Source organism: Microbacterium bovistercoris (assembly GCF_003387575.1).
In the GTDB taxonomy this organism is placed as follows: Bacteria; Actinomycetota; Actinomycetes; order Actinomycetales; family Microbacteriaceae; genus Microbacterium; species Microbacterium bovistercoris.
On the sequence record NZ_QUAB01000011.1, the window covers coordinates 52,723 to 71,798 of the forward strand.

Here is a 19,076-nt window from a genome sequence, read left to right on the forward strand (position 1 = left end):
GTGCTCCTCGAAATCAGGATGCGGCGGACGCTGTCCAGGGGCCCGGCGGAAGTTCGACCCGTACTCGACTCAGAGCCGGGGAAGATGCGCGAGGGCACGCCATGCTCCATTTTCGCACGACGGATGCTCTGCACGCCAACACCCCGGCCGACGGATCTCACACGCCGTGGACGACGATCTTGCCCACCACATGACCGGCCTCGACGCGTGCGAGCGCCGCCCCGGCCTCATCGAACGGGTACTCGGCCTCGATCAGCGGGGAGATCGTGCCGGCCTCGACGAGCGCCAGCAGCTCGCGCAGCATCTCGGGCTTCGCCACCGCCGAGAGCGGACGGATCCGCCGGCGCGAGCCGACCGAGAGCACGGCCGCGCGCAGCATCCGGCCGACAGGTCCGAGCACACGGCCGCCTTGCCCGGAGACGAGCACGACACGGCCGCCGTCCACGATCAGCCGCTGCAGGTCGCGCAGCGGCGCTGTGCCGGCGATGTCGATCACGGCGTCGTAGCTCCCGGCGGGCAGCTCCCGCAGCGGCTGGTCGCGATCGAGCACCGTCGTCGCCCCGAGTCGTCCGATCGAGGCGGCGTTGCGGGCCGCACACGTCGCGTGCACCTCGGCGCCGACGGACGCCGCGAGCTGCACGGCGAAGGTGCCTACGCCGCCGGATGCGGCGATGACGAGCACGCGACCGCCTGCTGCGATACCTGCGGCGTCGAGCGCCTGGCGGGCCGTGCCGGCGGCGATGGGCAGGCAGGCGGCATCCCTCGGCGACACCGATGACGGGCGCGGAACCAGCCGCGCTGCGGGCGCCACGGCGTATTCGGCGAGCCCTCCCCCGCCGGGGAGCTCGACGACGACCTCGTCGCCGACGCGCACGGCGTCAGCTCCCGGTCCGAGCGCCACGACGGTCCCGGCCACGTCCATGCCCCGGATCGGCTGCCTCGGCCGCGCGAAGCCGAACACCGGGCGCACCAGCATGGGGTCGCCCTGCATGATCCGCACGTCACCGGCGTTGAGCGCTATGGCGCGCACCTTCAGCAGCACCTGCCCCTTGCTCGGGACGGGTGTCGGCCGTTCGGCGCGGTGGATGGCCGCCGCGGGTCCGTACGCGTTCTGCACCCAGGCATCCATCGTCTCGGGCATGTCATTCCTCCGGATACTGGAACAGGTCCTCGAGGCGCACGTCGAAGGCGCGCGCGATCTGGAACGCGATCTCGAGCGTGGGCGAATACTTCCCCTGCTCGATCGCGATGAGCGTCTGCCGGGTGACGCCGATCAGGCGGGCGAGCTCGGCCTGGGTCATCCCGACCTGCTCGCGCTGAGCGCGGATCGTGTTGGTCACGAGGGTGGGCTTGACCATCAGACCAGCCCGCGGCGGTATGCGATGACGCGCGCGATCCCGCCGATGAGAGCGGACACCGCGAAACCGAGGAACATCGTGTTCGCGATCCAGAACAGGCCGGCGCCGATCCCGCACAGTGCGATGACCCCGAGACCCGCGATCACGAGGAACGCATGTTCGACCCGTCCGCCCAGCCGGCTGATGTCGCGGTCGCGGATGTCGGATGCCGTGGTGGCCTCACGGTCGCGCATCCCGGCGATGATCCCCCAGACGACGGAGATGAGGATGCTCAGCACGATGCCCGCACCGATCGTCCACAGCATCAGCGGCAGCCAGTCGACCGACGCGAGATCGCCGCCGTCGGCCTGCACGAGCACGACGACGACGTAGCCCGCGAGGGTGATGACCGAAGCGATCAGCTGGGCCCACGCGACGCGTTCCTGGTACACCATGACCAGCACCTCCATGTCAAAGATTCTTTACATGGAAGGTAGACCCGCCGCAGCGTAGATGTCAAGAATTTTTTACATCAGATGATGCCGGCGCTCCAGTCGTCGGGGTTGCCGAAACGGTGTGCGGTGATCGAGATCGACTGCTCGTGCACGAAGGGAAGCAGCTCGATGCGGCCGGCCGTCGTGACCTCGCCGTCGTACACCGCGATGTCCGGATCGCCGGCGACAGCGACCGCCAGCGCGCGGTGCAGCGCCGCGACCGACGCCCGACCCCCGACCAGCCGCACCCGGCCGGGCATCGGCGTCTGCTCGATCACGGCCTCGGCGCCCTCCTGCTCCGCGGCATCCGCTCCGCGCATGCGGTCGATCCATTCGGCATCCGTCTCAACCGAGATCGGCAGATCGAGGATGCCGAGGAAACGGCGCACCGCGGCGGGCAGACCGTCCGGCACGGAGAGCAGGAACGGCGCTCCGGCGCGGATGCCGGCGATCACGACGCGCAGCACGTCGGCGAGCCCGGCATCCGCCGTCGCGCGCACCGCGACGGGCACAGGACGATAGCGGAACAGGTTGCGCTCGACGACCAGCCGGGAGACGTCGCGGACCTGGCCGAACTCGCGATCCCACGCCACGGCATCGGACAGCGCCGCCTGACGCAGGCGCTCGAACTGCTCGAACTCCAGAGAGGGCTGCGCGGCCTCGATCACGGCGGAGATGCGGCTGTCCAGCCCGCGCAGGTGCAGAGTCTTCGAGGTCTTGCCGCGGGACTGCGCCCGCCACGTGCCGAGCCCGATCAGGTAGTTCGGTCCGCCGGCCTTCGCGCCCGCGCCCACCGAGGAGCGCTTCCAGCCGCCGAACGGCTGCCTCTGCACGATCGCACCGGTGATGCCGCGGTTCACGTAGAGGTTCCCGGCCTGCACCCGGTCGAGCCAGACCGCGAGGTCGTCGGGATCCTGCGTGTGCAGGCCCGCGGTCAGCCCGTAGGCCACCTGGTTCTGCAGGGCGATCGCCTGCGACAGCGTATGCGCGTGCATGATGCCCAGCACAGGCCCGAAGAACTCCTCCAGGTGGATTCGGGAGCCGGGTCGCACACCCGTGCGGATGCCGGGTGTCCAGAGCCTCCCGGTGTCATCGCCCGGCACGCGCTGCGGCTGGATCAGCCACTTCTCGTCGCCCTCGAGCGTGGTCAGCGCCCAGTCGAGCTTGCCCTGCGGCTTCTCGATCACGGGGCCCATCTCCGCGGCGGGGTCGGAGGGCCAGGCGACGTGCATCGACTGCACGGCGTCGACCAGCTGGCGGGCGAACCGCTTGGAGTGCCCGACCGGCCCGACCAGGATCGCCAGCGAGGCGGCCGAGCACTTCTGGCCCGCGTGGCTGAAAGCGCTCTTGACCAGGTCGGCGACCGCCAGGTCGAGGTCGGCCGTCGGAGTGATGATGATCGCGTTCTTGCCACTGGTCTCGGCCAGCAGCGGCAGGTCGGGGCGCCAGGAGCGGAACAGCGCGGCGGTGTCCCACGACCCGGTCAGGATCACCCGGTCGACGTCGGGATGCGTGATGAGCTGCTTGCCCAGCCCGCTCTCCGAGATGTCCACCAGCGTCAGCACGTCGCGCGGCACGCCGGCCTGCCACAGGCACTCGGCGATGACGGCGGCGCAGCGACGCGCCTGGTGGGCGGGCTTGAAGACGACGCCCGAGCCTGCGGCGAGCGCGGCCAGCACGCCTCCGGACGGGATCGCCAGCGGGAAGTTCCACGGCGGGGTGACGACGGTCACGCGCGCCGGTGTGAACGCGGCGCCCGCGATCGCGTCGAGCTCCTTGGCCGTCGATGCGTAGTAGCGGGCGAAGTCGACGGCCTCGCTGACCTCGATGTCGCCCTCGGAGAACACCTTGCCGGTCTCGATCGCGGCGACCTCGATCAGATCCGCCCGTCGCGCTTCGAGGGCGGCGGCTGCCCGCAGCAGGATCTCCGAGCGCTCGGCGGCGGAGCGGGAGCCCCACGATGCCGCGGCATCCCGCACCCTCCCGACGGTGCCTGCCAGCACGTCGGCGTCGTCGATACGTGCCGCGGCGAGCGTCGACAGCCCCAGCTGCGACACGCCTGCGGCGGTGATGCGGTCGAACACGCCGCGCGCCCACTCCCGGTTCGCCGGAAGCGACGGATCGCTGTCGACGGTGTTCGCGAAGCCGGGCGCGCCCTCGCCCGGCTCGGCGCCGCGTCGGCCGCTGCGCCGGCCGTCCGCCTGCTGCGCCCTTGTCGCCTCGCGCCGGGCGTACACGGCGGTCTGCAGGTAGTCGTCGTCCTCGGCATCCGTCTCGGCGCCTGCGGCGATCCCGAGCACGACTCCGGTCAGATCGGCGTCGGCGGCGGGTGCAGCGTATGCCGGGCGCACGGACTCGTGCGCGGGCGCCGACCTGTCCTGCGTGCGACGCGGGCCGATGCGCAGCGAATGGTCGCGCGATCGGGTGACGGAGTCGAGGAACCGCATCTTCTCGCGCTCGAACAGCCGTGGATCGGTGCCGAGCTCGAGCGCGGCGGAGAGGAAGTTCGACGAGGACGCGTTCTCCTCGAGCCGGCGCACCAGGTAACTGATCGCGACGTCGAACTCGGCGGGCGCGACGACCGGCACATAGAGCAGTACCGGCCCGACCTCGCGGCTGACGGCCTTCACCTGCCCCTGCGCCATGCCCAGCAGCATCTCGAACTCGATCGACTCGCGGACTCCGCGCTCCCCCGCCAGCAGCCAGGCGTAGGCGATGTCGAACAGGTTGTGCCCGGCGACGCCGATCCGCACGGCCTCGGTGTTCCGCGGCCACAGCGCCTCGTCGAGGCAGCGCAGATAGTTCGCGTCGGTGTCGAGCTTGGTGTCGTAGGGCGCGGGCGTCCATCCGTGCATGACGGCGTCGACGTGCTCCATCGCGAGGTTCGCACCCTTGACGAGACGCACCTTGATGCGCGCGCCACCGTGCGCCACCCGCTCGCGCGCCCAGGCGGTCAGCTCGCGCAGCGCCGGCAGGGCGTCGGGCAGGTAGGCCTGCAGCACGATGCCTGCCTCGAGGTCGCGCAGCCGCGGGTCTTCGAGGATGCGGGTGAACACCGCGATCGTGAGGTCGAGGTCGCGGTACTCCTCCATGTCGAGGTTGATGAAGGTCTGCCTGCCGGTGGTGCCCGCGGTGTCGTACGCGGCGGTCAGGTAGAGAGGCAGCAGGCGCTTCGCGGTCTCCTCGACGACCTGGTCGAAGGCCCACATCGAGATGCGGCTGGTCACCGCCGAGACCTTGACCGAGACGTAGTCGACGTCGGGGCGCCGGATGAGGTCGTGGATACCGTCGAGCCGCCGCTTCGCCTCCGCCTCACCGAGCACCGCCTCGCCGAGCAGGTTGAGGTTCAGGCGGGGTGCGGTCCCTGAGCCCGACGAAGGGTCTCGCAGCTTCTCGATCGCCGGGCCGAGCTTCTCAGGCCTGGCATCGACGATCAGGTGTCCGACCATCTCACGCAGCACCCGGCGGGCGATTGGTACGGTCGGCATGGGCAGCACCGGTGCGACGGCGCCGCCGACGCGCACGGCACCGCGAAGGTACCAGGGCAGGAACTCGGGCGCGAGCGGTGCGACCCTGTGCAGGGTGGATGCCGCAGCTCCCAGGCTCTCGGGGCGCATCACGCCGTCGACGAAGCCGAGGGTGAACGGCAGGCCGTTGCGGTCCTGCAGCACCCCGGCGAGGCGTGCCGCGGCGGGGTCCACCTCTTCCGCGGCCTCTTCCGCCACCCAGCGGCGAGCGAGTTCGACGGCGGCCTCGGCGAGGCCGGCCCCCGCGGACGAAGACGGCTCTGGCATGCATCCAGCCTATGACGTGCACTCGCTCCGATCAGGGACCTCATGCCTCACCTCCTACCTGCTCCCTTTGGTTCCGGTCTCGACGGTTGCGGGTGTTTCGACCGGAACACCCGCAACCGTCGAGACCGGAGCGGCAGGAGGCGGGCCGCGGGGAACCTTATGCTTATGCCGAAGGAGGGGCGCCCGTGGGGGAGAACGACGAGGCGGATGCCGACGCAACCGGTCCAGCCGATGCCGACGCGGCCGGTNGCCCGTGGGGGAGAACGACGAGGCGGATGCCGACGCAACCGGTCCAGCCGATGCCGACGCGGCCGGTCCAGCCGATGCCGACGCGGCAGGGCGCGCGGAGTCCGAGGCGCGCCTGACGTCATGGGTGAGGAAGACGACCGACAAGGTACCCACCGGATGGATCATCACCGGCGCCGGTGCCATCCTGCTCGGCGCGACCGCTGCCTTCGGCGGCCTCGGGCCGCAGCCCGAGCCGAAGCCCGCAGAGATCTCGATCGGCGAGCACTATGTCGGTTCGGAGCTGGACATGTCCGTCGTGAGCGCGGCGGTGGGCGGCGAGATCAGCGACCCCGATGATGGGCTGCGCACGCTCGAAGTCGTGATGGACGTCACCAACGAGTACACCGAGCCGCGGCTGGGCCGCTCTCCGCACACGATGGGCGGGGTCGGGGTCGAGGGCGTCACGCTCGACGGCGTTGACGTCGAGCGTGTGGCGGACGACTCCGGCGTGCTCTACTTCCAGCCGGACGTGCCCACCCGTGTGCGGCTGACCTGGACGATCGAGGAGGGCGACGTGAACCCTGGCGACGAGATCCGGATCATTCTTCCCGACTCCACCCGGTTCCAGGGCTCATTCGTCACCCGCGGCACGTACTGGGATGACATCCGTCCTGGCGCCTATGTGACGGTGCAGGTCGACGAGCTTCCCGCGGAGGACGCGCCATGACGATCCCCCCGCCATCTCCCCCGGCGCTTGTCCCAGGGAACTCCGCCGAGAAACCCTCGCGCGGACGCCGATTCCTGCTCGCCGCTGCGCCTTGGGCGCTGTCGATCACGATGGTGGTAGCGGCCTGGTTCCTTCTGCAGCTGCAGAAGCCGGAGGATGCCGTGTACGACAGCTTCGTCTCCACGGCATCGGTCGGTGAGCAGGCCGTCTCCCGCAACCTCGCGGCGACGGTGACGGATGTGAGGGCCGGGCGATCGGTGTCCGACGGCATCCGCTGGACTGCAGAGGGCACCTGGCTGGTCGTCGACGTCGACGCCGCGACGGTGCAGACCGAGTTCGCCTCGCTGTTGAAGGGCGAACTGCGCATCGGCGATCGCACCTACAAGGCCACGGAACGAGGCAGCACCGCACAGAACATGAGCCTCATCACCGGCGTCCCCCGGCACGGCAGCCTCGCCTTCGAGCTGCCCGAGGACGCTGTGCGGGGTGAGGCGACCGTCGTGCTGTCCTGGCAGGACGATCACACCGCGGACGGCGTGATCGAGGTCGCCGTCGATCTCGATGACGTGGCAATGCAGAACGAAGTCACCCTGGACGAGATCGGGTGGTCGCGATGACGGATCAGCAGCCGGTCGGGGAACAGCCCGCCGCACAACAGCCGTCTCCGCGCAGCGGCTGGTGGCGCAGCAACGCCCTCGCGCTCGGCGCGGTCGCGTTGCTGCTGCCGGCGGTGGTCGTTGGCACGGCGTGGTGGGGCTGGAAGTACGCCTTCCCCGACTCCGGGCAGCCGCTGTGGGCCGTCGAGCCGTCGAGCGGGGCCGACACCGTCGAGCTGAAGGGCGCGACCTGGGGTCCGGTGAAGTCCAAGGCCCTCACCGACACCACGGGCCTCGACGTGCCCGACGACGCGAAGGTCGTGCTCGTCGGCGTCGACGTGACGCCACACGAGAAGAAGGCACCCAACTGCATGACGCCGACGCTGGTCGAGCAGAGCAGCGGACGGAGCTGGGAGCCGGCACGCTATGAGCTCGGTGTGCCGTCCAGTTCGGACGAACCGGACAGCTGCGTCCCCACACTGGAGGGCGAGACGGCTGAGCCGTATCAGCTGTTGCTGCCGTTCGTCGTTCCGGATGACGCGAAGGGCCCCTACTGGGTCGTGATCGAGCCGCTGTTCGCGAAGTCCGAGTACGTGCGATTCAGCATCGATCCCTGAACACTCAGGCGGGCGGTGCGGCGGGCTGTGCGGCGGCCGGCACCGGAGCGCCGGGCGGCAGTGTCGCGGTGGGCAGCCCACCCGCGGCGGCGGTGATGGCCGCGGCATCCGCCTCCTCCGAGGTCGCCGGCGCGTCGGCATCCGTCCGCGCGTCCTGCGCCCGGCGCAGCATCCCGAACGTCGTGTCGTAGGCACCGGCGATGAGCGAGAGCCGGATCGGCTCGATGATCAGCGGCGGCAGCAGGTAGATCACGGGCCAGTACACCGACCAGAACGAGTCCAGGTCGTGCGGGCCGATCAGCCGGCTCTCGCCGTAGCGCAGCCACGACTCCGCGACGATCACGGCGGTGTACAGCAGCGCGTATGAGGCGATGATCACCGGTCCCGCGCGCCACATCAGCAGGATCGCGCGCCAGATCGGCACGAATCGCGAACCGAGCTCGGTGCCCAGGTCACGCAGTCGGCGCATCACCGGGTTGGGCACCCGCGCCGCGCGCTCGCGCATCTGGGCGACCAGTTTGTGCTGGATGCTGAGCTTCTCGGCGACGATCGCCTGCCCGTAGACGACGCCCGCGACGGTCAGCCACGACAGCGGGGCGAGCAGCACCGGGCCTGCTTGCGAGAGCAGCCAGCCGATGCCGTCACCGAGCCACACGAACGGCGCGAACCATCCCGAGACCGTCTCCCTCGCATCGGCGACCCAGCCCATCGCCACCCGGGTGTCGACCCAGCCGTTGACGGAATCCATGAAGTCGCCGAGCAGGATCAGCGAGAAGAACACCCAGACCACTTCGCAATACACCGCGAGCAGCGAGAGCACCTTCGGCATCCGGTCGGACCACCGGCCCCAGGCCCAGCGGGCGGCGAAAGCCACGACGATGACCGACACCGTCCACACACTGACCGACAGGTCGAGTACGTTGTCACCCGGATCGAACGTGCGATCTGTGCCGAGAGTGGCGCCGATCTCCTCCCGCGTCTTCTCCAACGCCTTCAACGCATAGGACTGCACATCATCGTTCAGCAGTCCCTGCGCCGCATATACGGCGAAGAACGGCAGGATGCTCGCCAGCAGCGCGGTGAGGAAGGTTCGGCGTCGCTCGACCGCCGACTCCGGCAGCGGAGCTACTGCCTGCAGGGCGCGCAACCCGTCACGCAGCACCAGAAGCATCCCCACCATGCTGACCAGCCGGGCCAGGACTGCGATCGGCAGGATCAGCAGCGCGATCGTCGAGTTGTACGCGCCGACGAAACCGGCGAGCTCGGTCACCCAGTAGTTCACCAGGATGCCCGCCAGGTACCACGCCAGCAGCGCCGGCCAGTGGCGCGCGAGCACGCGGCCGGTGGTGGCGAGGATGGTCAGCACGCACCTAAAGTACCGTGCCGGCCATCCCTGCCGGGAGTCACCGGGAGATCAGGCGGCGAACGGGATCGCGCCGAACAGCACGCCGACCGCCAGCATCACGAGCGAGACGAGCACCGCTCGCCACAGCACCTTCTTGTGGTGGTCGCCGAGGTTGACGTTCGCGAGCGAGACCAGCAGCAGGATCGCGGGCACCAGCGGCGACTGCAGGTGCACGGGCTGTCCGGTGATCGAGGCGCGCGCCATCTCGACCGGGTCGATGCCGAAGTGCTCCGCGCTCTGCGAGAGCACCGGGAGGATGCCGTAGTAGAACGCGTCGTTCGACATGAAGAATGTGAACGGGATCGACAGCACACCGGTGATCACGGCCAGGTACGGGCCCATCGATGCGGGGATGACGGTGGTGATCCACGAGGCCATGGCGTCGACCATCCCGGTGCCGTTCAGCACGCCCACCAGCACGCCGGCGGCCAGCACCATCGACACCACGCCGACGATCGACGGCGCGTGCTGCACGATCTCGTCGGCCTGGCTCTTCAACTTCGGGAAGTTGACCACCAGGGCGAGGCCCGCGCCGACCATGAACACGTAGGCGAGCGGGAAGATGTCCATCACCAGCAGCACCATCACGGCGATCGTGAGCGCGAGGTTGAACCAGATCAGCTTCGGCCGCAGCGTCGGCCGGTTCGGGTCGAGCATGGTGTCGGCCATCGCGGTGTCGGTGGCGTCGACGAGTTCCGCGGTGCCGACGCCGCCGTGACCTCCGGCGATCGTGACGATGTTGCCGGTGTGCAGCTCGGCGCGCGCACCGGGCTTCGGGTCGGCCTTGCGCAGGATGCGCTGCACGCCGCCGGTGACGACCCCGGGCTCACCGGAGATGCGCGAGGTGTCGACGCTGCCGGCCAGGCGGCGGCGCTCGGACAGGCCGAGGAACCACGCGAAGGCGAGGGCGATCACGATGCCGGCGACCATCGACGGGACCATCGGCACGAACACGTCGCTGGCATCCAGCTTCAGGGCGGTGGCCGCACGCACGGTCGGACCACCCCAGGGCACGATGTTCATCGTGCCGTTCATCAGGCCGGCGACGCAGGTGAGCACGACCGGGCTCATGCCCAGACGCAGGTAGAGGGGCAGCATCGCCGACGTCGTGATGATGAAGGTCGTCGACCCGTCGCCGTCGAGCGAGACCGCACCCGCGAGGATCGCGGTGCCCAGCACGATCTTGGCGGGGTCATCGCCGAGCAGCCGCGTGATGAGGCGGATGAGCGGGTCGAACAGCCCGACGTCGATCATCAGGCCGAAGAACATGATCGCGAACATCAGCAGCGCCGCGGTGGAGGCCATGCTGCCGATCGCGTCGAGCACCATGTCGCCGAGGCCCAGCCCTGCTCCGGCGAACAGGCCGAAGACCGTCGGCACCAGGATGAGGGCGACCATCGGGGTGAGGCGCCTGGTCATGATCAGCGTCATGAACACGAGGACCATGGCGAACCCGAGGATCACGAGCACGCCGTCCGGCGGCACGAACGCCGTGTTGTAGGTGGGCGCCTCTTCGGCGGCGGCCCGCAGTACGGACATCGTCAGCATCTCGACTCCCTTGTCGTGTCGTCGGGGGCACCTCGTGGTGCGTCTGTGCGACCCTACGGATGCCGCTGTCGCGACGCGCGCTAGAGCGCATTGAATCGCGTTCTGCGCATTAAACTCAGCATGTTCGACAGGAGGTGCGCCGATGCGCTTCGCGACCCGGATGCTGCTCACGCAGCTCGTCACCGTGGTCGCCGTCGTCGCGGTCTGCTCCGTGGTGTTCGGCTGGATCTCGGTGCAGCAGCTGCGCGCCTCGGCGGAGCAGTCCGCGCTGAACATCGCCCGCACCCTCGCCGAGGATCCCGATGTGCAGCGCCGCGTCGCGTTCTACTCCGCCGACCCCGGCACGCCGAGCACGGCCGATCTGCGCGACGACGATCTGCAGCGCATCGCGAAGGACGTCACGGCGCGCACCGGGGCGCTCTTCGTCGTGATCACCGATGATCACGGCATCCGTCTCGCGCACCCGCGCCCCGAGCAGCTCGGCGAGCGCGTCAGCACCGGCTATCAGCAGGCCCTCGCCGGGAACGAGGTGGTCGCCTGGGAGACCGGCACGCTCGGCGAGTCCGCTCGGGCGAAGGTTCCGGTGTATCCGGTGGCCGGAGGCGACCCGATCGGCGAGGTCAGCGTCGGATTCGAGCGGGAGAGCGTGTTCAGCAACCTGCCGCTGCTGCTCGGCGGCATCGGTCTCGCGGCCGGTGTCGCGCTCCTCCTGGCTGCGGTCGCCTCGACCCTCGTGCGCCGGCGTTTCAGACGCCTCACGCTCGATCTCCAGCCCGAGGAGCTGGTCGCCCTGGTGCAGAACCAGGCCGCGGTGCTCGACGGCGTGGGCGACGGGGTGGTCGCGGTCGACACCGACGGCGCGGTGCGCGTGTGCAACCGTGCGGCGGAGCGGATGCTGGGTGCTGACGCTCTCGGACGCCCGCTCGCGGACCTCGGGCTCGACGCGGACCTGCTCGAGGCGGCCCGGCGCCCCGAAGGCGTCGAGGCGGTCATCGGCGGTCGCGTCGCCTACGTCGACGTGCATCCTGTGGTGCGCGACGGCCGTGACCTCGGAGAGGTCATCGTGCTGCGCGATCGCACCGACGTGGAGGCGCTCGCCGCGCGCCTCGCCTCGGTGCAGGCGATGACCGAGGCGCTGCGCGTGCAGCGGCACGAGTTCGCGAATCGGATGCATGTCGCCGCAGGCCTGCTCGACGCGGAGCGGGCTCCGGACGCCCGGGCGTTCCTCGGCGAGCTGCTGGCCCGCGGAGCCGTCGACCCCGCCGTCCCCGGCATCGAGCGGGTGCCGGACGCGTTCCTGCAGTCGGTCCTCGGCGCGAAGGCGGATGCCGCGCGCGAGCGCGGCGTGCAGCTGCGCGTGTCGGAGGACACGCTGGTACCGGGTGAGGTGCACGCCGTCGAAGATGTCTCGGCCGTGCTGGGCAACCTCGTGGACAACGCCGTGCAGGCCGCGCACTCGGCTGCAGCTCCTGAGGTTCCGGTCTCACCCGTTGTGGGTGCCTCGGCGGCGCACCCGCAACGAGTGAGACCGGAGCCGTGGGTCGAGGTCGGGCTGTTCGCCGACGGTGCGGAGCTCGTCATGACCGTCTCCGACTCCGGCACCGGGATCGACGAGGGCGTCGATCCGTTCGCCCGCGGCGAGCGCACCGGTCTCGATCCGGATGCCGTGCACGGGCGCGGCTTCGGGCTCACGCTGTCCCGCGACCTGGCGCGGCGACGCGGCGGCGACGTCTGGATCATCGACCGCGGCGGCCCGGACGGCGGCGCGGTGTTCGGCGCCCGCATGCCCGGTGCACTGGCTCCGTCCGGCATCGGGGGCACGTCCGAAGACCGCGATCGAACGGATGCTCTCGATCGAACCGACGCCCGCGACCGATCCGACACCCGCGGTCCCGGCATCCGCGATCAGGAGGAAGAATGAACGATCCGCTCCGCGTGCTGATCGTCGACGACGACTTCCGCGTCGCCGGCCTGCACCGCGACATCGTCGACGCACGCCCCGGCCTCCGGGCCGTCGGCACCGCTCCCACTCTCGCCGCCGCGCTGCGCGGGGTGCAGGAGCACGCCCCCGACCTGCTGCTCGTCGACGCCTACCTGCCCGACGGCGACGGCGTGAAGTTCATCGCATCCCAGCAGATCGACGCGATCCTCATCTCGGCCGCGACCGACGGGAGCACCGTGCGCCGGGCGCTGCGCGCCGGAGCACTGTCGGTGCTGACCAAGCCCTTCGAGGCGCGTGTGCTCGAGGCCCGCCTGGATGCCTACGCGCGGTTCCGCAACCTGCTGCCCGAGGATCGCTCCACGAACCAGGAGCAGATCGACCGAGCCCTCGCGATCCTGCACGGCGGCGGCGATTCCGCCTCGGTCGGGCGCTCGGCCACCGAGACGCTGATCCTCTCGCATCTCGGCGGCGACGAGGCATCCGCCGCCGAGATCGCCGAACGCGCCGGCGTCTCCCGCGCCACCGCGCAGCGGCATCTCGCCGCGCTCGCGACCCGCGGGCTGATAGAAGTGCGCCTGCGCTACGGCTCGACCGGCCGCCCGGAGCACCGGTACATCCGTCCGGGCACCTGAGCCGCCTGGCGGATCTCTCCCCTCCCCCGCTCATCCCGGTCGCAGTTCGCCCCGGAATACCCCGCGCGACCTCCCCAGATCCGCACGAGACCCACGTCTTGGACGTGGGTCTCGTGCGGCAGTCGGGGTCTCGCGCGTCAAAGCGCCCGGATGATGTCCTCCACCCGCTCCTTGGCGTCGCCGAACAGCATCTGCGCGTTGTCGCGGAAGAACAGCGGATTCTGGACACCCGCGTAGCCGGCGGCCATCGAGCGCTTGAACACGATCACGTTCTCGGCCTCCCACACCCGCAGCACGGGCATGCCGGCGATCGGGCTGCCCGGGTCCTCCGCGGCGGCGGGGTTCACGGTGTCGTTCGCGCCGATCACGAGCACCACCGACGTCTTCGCGAAGTCGTCGTTGATCTCGTCCATGCCCAGCACGACGTCGTAGGGCACCTTCGCCTCGGCCAGCAGCACGTTCATGTGCCCCGGCAGACGGCCCGCGACGGGGTGGATGCCGAAGCGCACGTCGACGCCCCGCTCGCGCAGCTTGGCGACCAGGTCGGCCACCGGGTACTGCGCCTTCGCGACGGCCATGCCGTAGCCCGGGGTGATGATCACGCTCTGCGCCTCGGACAGCATCCCGGCGGCCGCGTCGGCGGTGACCTCGCGGTGCTCGCCGTACTCCTCGTCGCCGGAAGTGGATGCCACGATGCCGAAGCCTCCGGCGATGACCGACAGGAACGACCGGTTCATGGCCTTGCACATGATGTACGACAGGTACGCACCCGAGGATCCGACCAGCGCACCGGTGACGATCAGCAGGTCGTTGTTCAGCAGGAAGCCCGCGGCGGCCGCCGCCCAGCCGGAGTAGCTGTTCAGCATCGACACGACCACGGGCATGTCGCCGCCGCCGATCGAGGCGACCAGGTGCCAGCCGAGGGCGAACGACAGCACGGTGACGGCGACCAGCAGCCAGAGCTGCTGATCGGCCACGAACCACACGGTCAGCGCGACGAACGCGATCAGGGCGCCGATGTTGAGGGCGTTCTTGCCCGGCAGCATCAACGGCTTCGACGACATCTTCGCCGACAGCTTCAGGTACGCGACGATCGACCCGGTGAAGGTCACACCGCCGATGAAGATGCCGATGAACACCTCGGCGTTGTGGATGCCGACCAGTTCGGCCGGAATGGGCTCGTGCGCCAGATAGCCGTTCCAGCCGACCAGCACCGCGGCGAGGCCGACGAAGCTGTGCAGCAGGGCGATGAGCTCGGGCATCCCGGTCATCTGCACGACGCGGGCGCGCCACAGGCCGATCGCACCGCCGACGATGACGGCGACGACAAGCAGGACCAGGCCGACGGTGGACCCGGATCCGCCCCAGGCGTCGGCGATCGTCAGGGCGAGAGTCGCGAGCAGGGCGATCGCCATGCCCGAGATGCCGTAGATCACGCCCGCGCGGGCGGACTCGTGGCGGCTGAGCCCGGCGAGGCTCAGGATGAACAGCAGCGCGGCGACGATGTAGGCCGCGCCGGCGAGGGCGTCGACGGTCACTTGTCGGCTCCCTTCGTGAACATGGCGAGCATTCGGCGGGTCACCGCGAAGCCTCCGAAGATGTTGATGCTGGCGAGCAGGATGGCGACCGCGGCAAGCACCTGCACGACCGGGTTGGCGGTGGTCACCTGCAGCATGGCGCCGACGACGATGACGCCCGAGATGGCGTTGGTCACCGACATCAGCGGCGTGTGCAGGGCGTGGTGCACCTTGCCGATCACGTAGAACCCGACGACGACGGCGAGCATGAGCACGGTGAAGTGCTGCGGCAGCGGCGGCGGCGCGAACAGGTTCACGAGGAACAGTGCGACGATGCCGATGCCGATCAGCAGCGCCTTGCGGCCGGTGCTCATCTGCTTCTTCTCGGGGGCTGCGGGTGCAGCATCCTTCTCGGCCGCGGGCTTGGCAGGCGCCGCAGCGACCTGCACCGCGGGCGGCGGCCAGGTCACCTCACCGTCGCGCACGACGGTGACCGAGCGCTGCACGACATCGTCGAAGTCGATCGCGAGCTCGCCGTCCTTGCCCGGAGTGAGCAGAGCGACGAGGTTGGCGACGTTCGTGCCGTAGAGCTGCGATGCCTGCGCCGCCAGGCGCGAGGCCAGGTCGGTGTATCCGAGGATGATCACGCCGTTCGCGGTGACGATCCGCTCCCCCGCGACCGAGCCCTCGACGTTGCCGCCCTGGGCGGCCGCCATGTCGACGATCACGCTGCCGGGCTTCATCAGCGCGACATCCGCCGCGGTGATGAGGCGCGGAGCCGCCCGGCCCGGGATGAGCGCGGTGGTGATGATGATGTCGACGTCCGCCGCCTGCTCGGTGTAGATCTCCGCGGCGCGGCGGTCGTAGTCGGCGCTGGTCGCCTTGGCGTAGCCGTCGGTGGATTCCGCGACCTCGACGTCGACGGGCAGATAGGTGCCGCCGATGGAGGTGACCTGGTCGGCCACCTCGGGCCGGGGGTCGGTCGCGCGAACGATCGCGCCGAGGCTGGATGCCGCGCCGATCGCAGCGAGACCGGCGACGCCGGCCCCGGCGACGAGCACCTTCGCCGGGGGCACCTTGCCCGCGGCGGTGACCTGTCCGGTGAAGAACCTGCCGAACTCGTGGGCGGCCTCGACCACGGCGCGGTAGCCGGCGATGTTCGCCATCGAGCTCAGCACATCCATCGACTGCGCACGCGAGATGCGGGGCACCGCGTCCAATGCGACGGCGGTGATGCCGCGCTGCGCGAGCGCCTCGACGAGGTCGGGACGCAGCGCCGGCGACAGCAGCGCGACCACAGTCGCCCCGTCCGCCAGCAGCGCGATCTCCTCGGGGCCGGGGGCGTTGATGCCGAGCACCACGCCGCTCCCCCAGGCCGCCTCGCGATCGACGATCGTCGCGCCGGCCTCGACATAGGCCTCGTCGGGATACGAGGCCGCGGCCCCGGCATCCTGTTCGACCACGATCGTGTAGCCGAGTCCTTGCAGTGTGCGCACCGTGGCGGGCGTCGCAGCGACGCGCGCCTCACCGCCTGCCTCGCGCACGATTCCGAGTTGTGTCACGGGATTCCTTCCGTGGGTCGCCCCCGGCTGCACGCATCACGCAGCATCGGAGAACCGCAACGGTGCGGTGTCGGGGGTGTGCTCAGATTACTGACGCACTTGACCTCCGGCGTGCATTTCGCCCCATGTGACGGCGAAAGAACAATGAAACTTACGCAATCTGCAACTCGTCAGCGCCACACGCTCGGCGCTTCAGCCTTGGTCGGCGGCAGTGCCGATGCACCGGCCCAGTCGTGGATCCATTCATCCACGCCCGGCACGCCCTCCGGATGCCCGACCGCGGCGAACAGCTCGTCGTGCGACACCGTGCCGCCGCTGCGGCGCAGCATCCGGGCTCGCACGATCACTCGCGCGTAGACCTCACCGCCGACGACGGCCCTGTGCTCCAGGAAGATGGCCTTGTCGTCGTGACCGATCAGACGCGATTCGACGTCGAAGCGCTGCCACAGCTCGAGCGATTTGCGGAACGTGACGGTCTCGCTGGAGACCACCGCGTACCAGCCGCGGCGCTTCATCTCGTCGAACAGCCCGGTGCGGATCAGCAGATCCCAGCGCCCGAGGTCGAACAGCGACAGGTACCGGCCGTTGTTCATGTGCCGCAGGATGTCGATGTCGGTAGGAAGCGTCGTGAGCCGGATGCGGCCGACGTCGGCCGGCTGGAGGGTCGCACCGCGGCGCACCCGGCGCCGGGCCTGCAGGATGACGAGAAGGGTGCGCCAGATCACGTTCACGAGGTCCGACAGTAGCTATCGGCAACAGCTGCCGCAAAACGGTTGTAGGAGGAACACAGACCTACCCCGTGTGTCCTGGTCGATTTCACCTCTGCGGCGACCGCGCGTAGAGTCGCGGCATGAGCGCCGAAGCCCAGCCCGAGACCATCGTCCGACCGGTCCGCGATGCGGATGCGGAAGCACTCGGCCGTGTGCATGCACAGACCTGGCACGAGACCTACGATCACCTCATCAGCAAGGCCGCCCTCGAGAAGGTGTCGCCCAAGCGCCTCGCCGAGCTCTGGGTCAACTGGGCTCGTCAGGGCGACGACTTCCGCATGAGCGCCGCACTCGTCGACGGCGAGATCGTCGGCTTCGTCGGCTCGGGTCCGGCCCGCGACAAGGATGCCCCGCGCAACCGCGAGCTCTACTTCATCTACCTGCTCGACAAGTGGCACGGCACCGGCCTCGGCCAGCGCCTGTTCGACGCGGCGGTGGAAGAAGGCGAGGAGGTCTACCTCTGGGTCGCCGAGGACAACCCCCGCGCACACCGCTTCTACGTGCGCAACGGTTTCACCCTCGACGGCGCCAGCCACACCGAGCCCTTCCTCGGCGAGACGCTCACCGAGGTGCGCTTCGTGCGCTGACCCGTTTCTTCACGACGAAGCCCCCTCCCTCCGGAGGGGGCTTCGTCGTTCTCGGGTCAGCGCCCGGAGACGTTGCCGAACACCTTGGCGATCGGCGCGAGCACCAGCGGGCGGGCGGCGATCCACCCGATGGCCATGACGACCAGCGCACCGATGAACACCCAGAACCCGACCCAGCTCACGACGTCCTGCGAGGCGAACATGTGGTTGAGGTTGCGCAGCATGCCGGTGAGGAACACCAGCGCCACGTGCACCACGATGAAGGCGACGAAGTACAGCATCACCGGGAAATGCAGGGCGCGCGCCCACTCGACCGGGTAGGCCTTCGAGAGCTTCTCGGCCTTCTTCGGCCACAGACCCGACATCCGGAATCCGGTGATCGCGGCCAGCGGGGCGGCGATGAACACGGTCGTGAAGTAGGCCAGCTGCTGCAGGCTGTTGTAGTTCACCCAGCCGTTCTCGGTCGGCCAGTCGAAGGACACGTACTGCAGCGCGGCGGAGAGGGCGTTCGGGAACACCTCCCAGCTGGTCGGCACCAGGCGCAGCCAGTGACCGGTGACGAACAGCAGCACCACGAAGACGATGCCGTTGACGAGCCAGAGGATGTCGAGCGACTGGTGGAACCACAGCGTCAGACTGATCTTGCCCTTCGCGTTGCCGCGCGGCGCCCAGAACACGGTGGGCCGCTTCTCGGTGCGCACGCGCAGACCGGATCGGATGATCAGCAGCATGAGGAACATGTTGAAGAAGTGCTGCCATCCCACCCACGGCGCGATGCCGGGTTCGGCGTCAGTGTGATACTCGCCCGGGAATGCCGCGAGGAAGTCCTGCATGAACGGCAGGCTGAGGAACGCGCGCACCAGGAAGATGCCGGCGATCGCCACCAGGCCGAGCCCTGCCGCGCCGAACAGGCCGGCGATCGCCTGGGTCCAGGTCGGCCGGCGGGATGCCTCGGGGGACGTCTCGACGACGCGGCGCGGAGCAGCGCCCGCCCAGACCGTGCGCGTGAATGGCAGCGGGGTCGAGACGTCGACGGCGGATGCCGCAGGTACGAGAGTCGCGATCGGAGCGTCGTCGGCGACGGTGACCTCGACCGCCGGCGCCACGGCGCTCGAGGCCGGTGCCGCAACGGCAGCGACCGTGCCGGCCGGGGGCCAGGGGTCGCCGCCGGCGGCACGGGGCAGACCGCGGCGCAGCGCCGGACCGCCCGATGTTCCGGACACGCCGGATGCCGCGGCAGCGGACACAGCCACGGCAGGCGCCTCACCGCGCGGCGCGGACTCGACGACGGCCGCGGCGGGGACGGCTGCGGCCGGGACG

At 70.0% G+C, this 19,076-nt stretch carries 16 protein-coding genes; 6 read left to right on the forward strand and 10 right to left on the reverse strand.

Annotation, left to right across the window (positions count from 1 at the left end; translation table 11 throughout):
- Positions 1–157 precede the first annotated feature (157 nt).
- The 4 genes from DY023_RS01195 to DY023_RS01210 form a co-directional block, all read right to left on the reverse strand.
- Positions 158–1,141, reverse strand: a complete 984-nt coding sequence (locus tag DY023_RS01195; protein ID WP_116240516.1) for an NAD(P)-dependent alcohol dehydrogenase — start codon at positions 1,139–1,141, stop codon at positions 158–160.
- A 1-nt stretch (position 1,142) separates the two neighbouring features.
- A complete protein-coding gene (locus DY023_RS01200; RefSeq protein WP_116240517.1) occupies positions 1,143–1,358 on the reverse strand; it encodes a helix-turn-helix transcriptional regulator in 216 nt (71 codons plus the stop codon).
- Positions 1,358–1,807 (reverse strand): hypothetical protein, encoded by a 450-nt coding sequence (locus DY023_RS01205; protein ID WP_245958530.1) that lies wholly within the window; start codon positions 1,805–1,807, stop codon positions 1,358–1,360. Before DY023_RS01205 ends, DY023_RS01200 begins: the two co-directional genes overlap by 1 nt.
- Positions 1,808–1,869: 62 nt before the next feature.
- On the reverse strand, positions 1,870–5,625 hold the full coding sequence (locus DY023_RS01210) for a bifunctional proline dehydrogenase/L-glutamate gamma-semialdehyde dehydrogenase (protein WP_116240518.1): 3,756 nt from the start codon (positions 5,623–5,625) through the stop codon (positions 1,870–1,872).
- A 253-nt stretch (positions 5,626–5,878) separates the two neighbouring features.
- On the opposite strand from DY023_RS01210, the gene DY023_RS01215 reads away from it, so the two are divergent.
- From DY023_RS01215 to DY023_RS01225, 3 genes are read left to right on the forward strand one after another with little or no spacing between them, the layout of a single operon-like run.
- Positions 5,879–6,580: a hypothetical protein gene (locus tag DY023_RS01215; protein WP_116240519.1), complete on the forward strand. Its 702-nt coding sequence runs from the start codon at positions 5,879–5,881 to the stop codon at positions 6,578–6,580.
- On the forward strand, positions 6,577–7,197 hold the full coding sequence (locus DY023_RS01220) for a DUF4352 domain-containing protein (protein ID WP_147303236.1): 621 nt from the start codon (positions 6,577–6,579) through the stop codon (positions 7,195–7,197). Before DY023_RS01215 ends, DY023_RS01220 begins: the two co-directional genes overlap by 4 nt.
- Positions 7,194–7,793, forward strand: coding sequence for a hypothetical protein (locus DY023_RS01225; RefSeq protein ID WP_147303237.1), 600 nt, complete (start codon positions 7,194–7,196; stop codon positions 7,791–7,793). The genes DY023_RS01220 and DY023_RS01225 overlap by 4 nt, the downstream gene beginning before the upstream one ends.
- 4 nt (positions 7,794–7,797) lie before the next feature.
- Here DY023_RS01225 and DY023_RS01230 read toward each other — a convergent pair whose 3' ends face one another.
- Together DY023_RS01230 and DY023_RS01235 are read right to left on the reverse strand one after the other, a co-directional pair.
- Positions 7,798–9,159: a hypothetical protein gene (locus tag DY023_RS01230; protein WP_116240522.1), complete on the reverse strand. Its 1,362-nt coding sequence runs from the start codon at positions 9,157–9,159 to the stop codon at positions 7,798–7,800.
- Between the two features lie 48 nt (positions 9,160–9,207).
- Entirely contained in the window at positions 9,208–10,737 is a 1,530-nt protein-coding gene (locus DY023_RS01235; RefSeq protein ID WP_116240536.1) for a CitMHS family transporter, read from the reverse strand.
- 151 nt (positions 10,738–10,888) lie between these two features.
- On the opposite strand from DY023_RS01235, the gene DY023_RS01240 reads away from it, so the two are divergent.
- Together DY023_RS01240 and DY023_RS01245 are read left to right on the forward strand one after the other, a co-directional pair.
- Complete coding sequence (locus tag DY023_RS01240) at positions 10,889–12,667, forward strand: sensor histidine kinase (RefSeq protein WP_181905670.1); 1,779 nt, start codon at positions 10,889–10,891, stop codon at positions 12,665–12,667.
- The gene (locus DY023_RS01245) at positions 12,664–13,320 is read left to right on the forward strand and encodes a response regulator (RefSeq protein ID WP_116240523.1); all 657 of its coding nucleotides are present in this window, start codon (positions 12,664–12,666) and stop codon (positions 13,318–13,320) included. Before DY023_RS01240 ends, DY023_RS01245 begins: the two co-directional genes overlap by 4 nt.
- 137 nt (positions 13,321–13,457) lie before the next feature.
- On the opposite strand, the gene pntB is transcribed toward DY023_RS01245, so the two are convergent.
- The 3 genes from pntB to DY023_RS01260 all read right to left on the reverse strand — a co-directional run bounded on the left by pntB (position 13,458) and on the right by DY023_RS01260 (position 17,130).
- Complete coding sequence (gene pntB / locus DY023_RS01250) at positions 13,458–14,858, reverse strand: Re/Si-specific NAD(P)(+) transhydrogenase subunit beta (RefSeq protein ID WP_116240524.1); 1,401 nt, start codon at positions 14,856–14,858, stop codon at positions 13,458–13,460.
- Positions 14,855–16,399: a Re/Si-specific NAD(P)(+) transhydrogenase subunit alpha gene (locus DY023_RS01255; protein ID WP_116240525.1), complete on the reverse strand. Its 1,545-nt coding sequence runs from the start codon at positions 16,397–16,399 to the stop codon at positions 14,855–14,857. Before DY023_RS01255 ends, pntB begins: the two co-directional genes overlap by 4 nt.
- 170 nt (positions 16,400–16,569) lie before the next feature.
- Positions 16,570–17,130 (reverse strand): acyl-CoA thioesterase, encoded by a 561-nt coding sequence (locus tag DY023_RS01260; protein ID WP_116240526.1) that lies wholly within the window; start codon positions 17,128–17,130, stop codon positions 16,570–16,572.
- A gap of 119 nt (positions 17,131–17,249) precedes the next feature.
- Here DY023_RS01260 and DY023_RS01265 point away from each other — a divergent pair, with 119 nt between their 5' ends.
- Positions 17,250–17,756 carry a GNAT family N-acetyltransferase gene (locus DY023_RS01265; RefSeq protein WP_116240527.1) on the forward strand — a complete coding sequence of 169 codons (507 nt, stop codon included), beginning with the start codon at positions 17,250–17,252 and terminating at the stop codon, positions 17,754–17,756.
- A 56-nt stretch (positions 17,757–17,812) separates the two neighbouring features.
- Here the strand turns inward: DY023_RS01265 and DY023_RS01270 are convergent.
- Positions 17,813–19,076 (reverse strand): cytochrome b/b6 domain-containing protein (locus DY023_RS01270; RefSeq protein ID WP_245958531.1); only part of this gene is annotated, 1,264 nt, incomplete at its 5' end.

What these genes read in the sequence shown, in the direction of transcription:
- DY023_RS01195 (WP_116240516.1), bottom strand. Translation starts at nt 1,141, where the DNA reads ATGCCCGAGACGATGGATGCCTGGGTGCAGAACGCGTACGGACCCGCG.
- DY023_RS01240 (WP_181905670.1), top strand. Translation starts at nt 10,889, where the DNA reads ATGCGCTTCGCGACCCGGATGCTGCTCACGCAGCTCGTCACCGTGGTC.
- DY023_RS01200 (WP_116240517.1), bottom strand. Translation starts at nt 1,358, where the DNA reads ATGGTCAAGCCCACCCTCGTGACCAACACGATCCGCGCTCAGCGCGAG.
- DY023_RS01210 (WP_116240518.1), bottom strand. Translation starts at nt 5,625, where the DNA reads ATGCCAGAGCCGTCTTCGTCCGCGGGGGCCGGCCTCGCCGAGGCCGCC.
- DY023_RS01205 (WP_245958530.1), bottom strand. Translation starts at nt 1,807, where the DNA reads ATGGAGGTGCTGGTCATGGTGTACCAGGAACGCGTCGCGTGGGCCCAG.
- DY023_RS01235 (WP_116240536.1), bottom strand. Translation starts at nt 10,737, where the DNA reads ATGTCCGTACTGCGGGCCGCCGCCGAAGAGGCGCCCACCTACAACACG.
- DY023_RS01220 (WP_147303236.1), top strand. Translation starts at nt 6,577, where the DNA reads ATGACGATCCCCCCGCCATCTCCCCCGGCGCTTGTCCCAGGGAACTCC.
- DY023_RS01225 (WP_147303237.1), top strand. Translation starts at nt 7,194, where the DNA reads ATGACGGATCAGCAGCCGGTCGGGGAACAGCCCGCCGCACAACAGCCG.
- DY023_RS01245 (WP_116240523.1), top strand. Translation starts at nt 12,664, where the DNA reads ATGAACGATCCGCTCCGCGTGCTGATCGTCGACGACGACTTCCGCGTC.
- DY023_RS01265 (WP_116240527.1), top strand. Translation starts at nt 17,250, where the DNA reads ATGAGCGCCGAAGCCCAGCCCGAGACCATCGTCCGACCGGTCCGCGAT.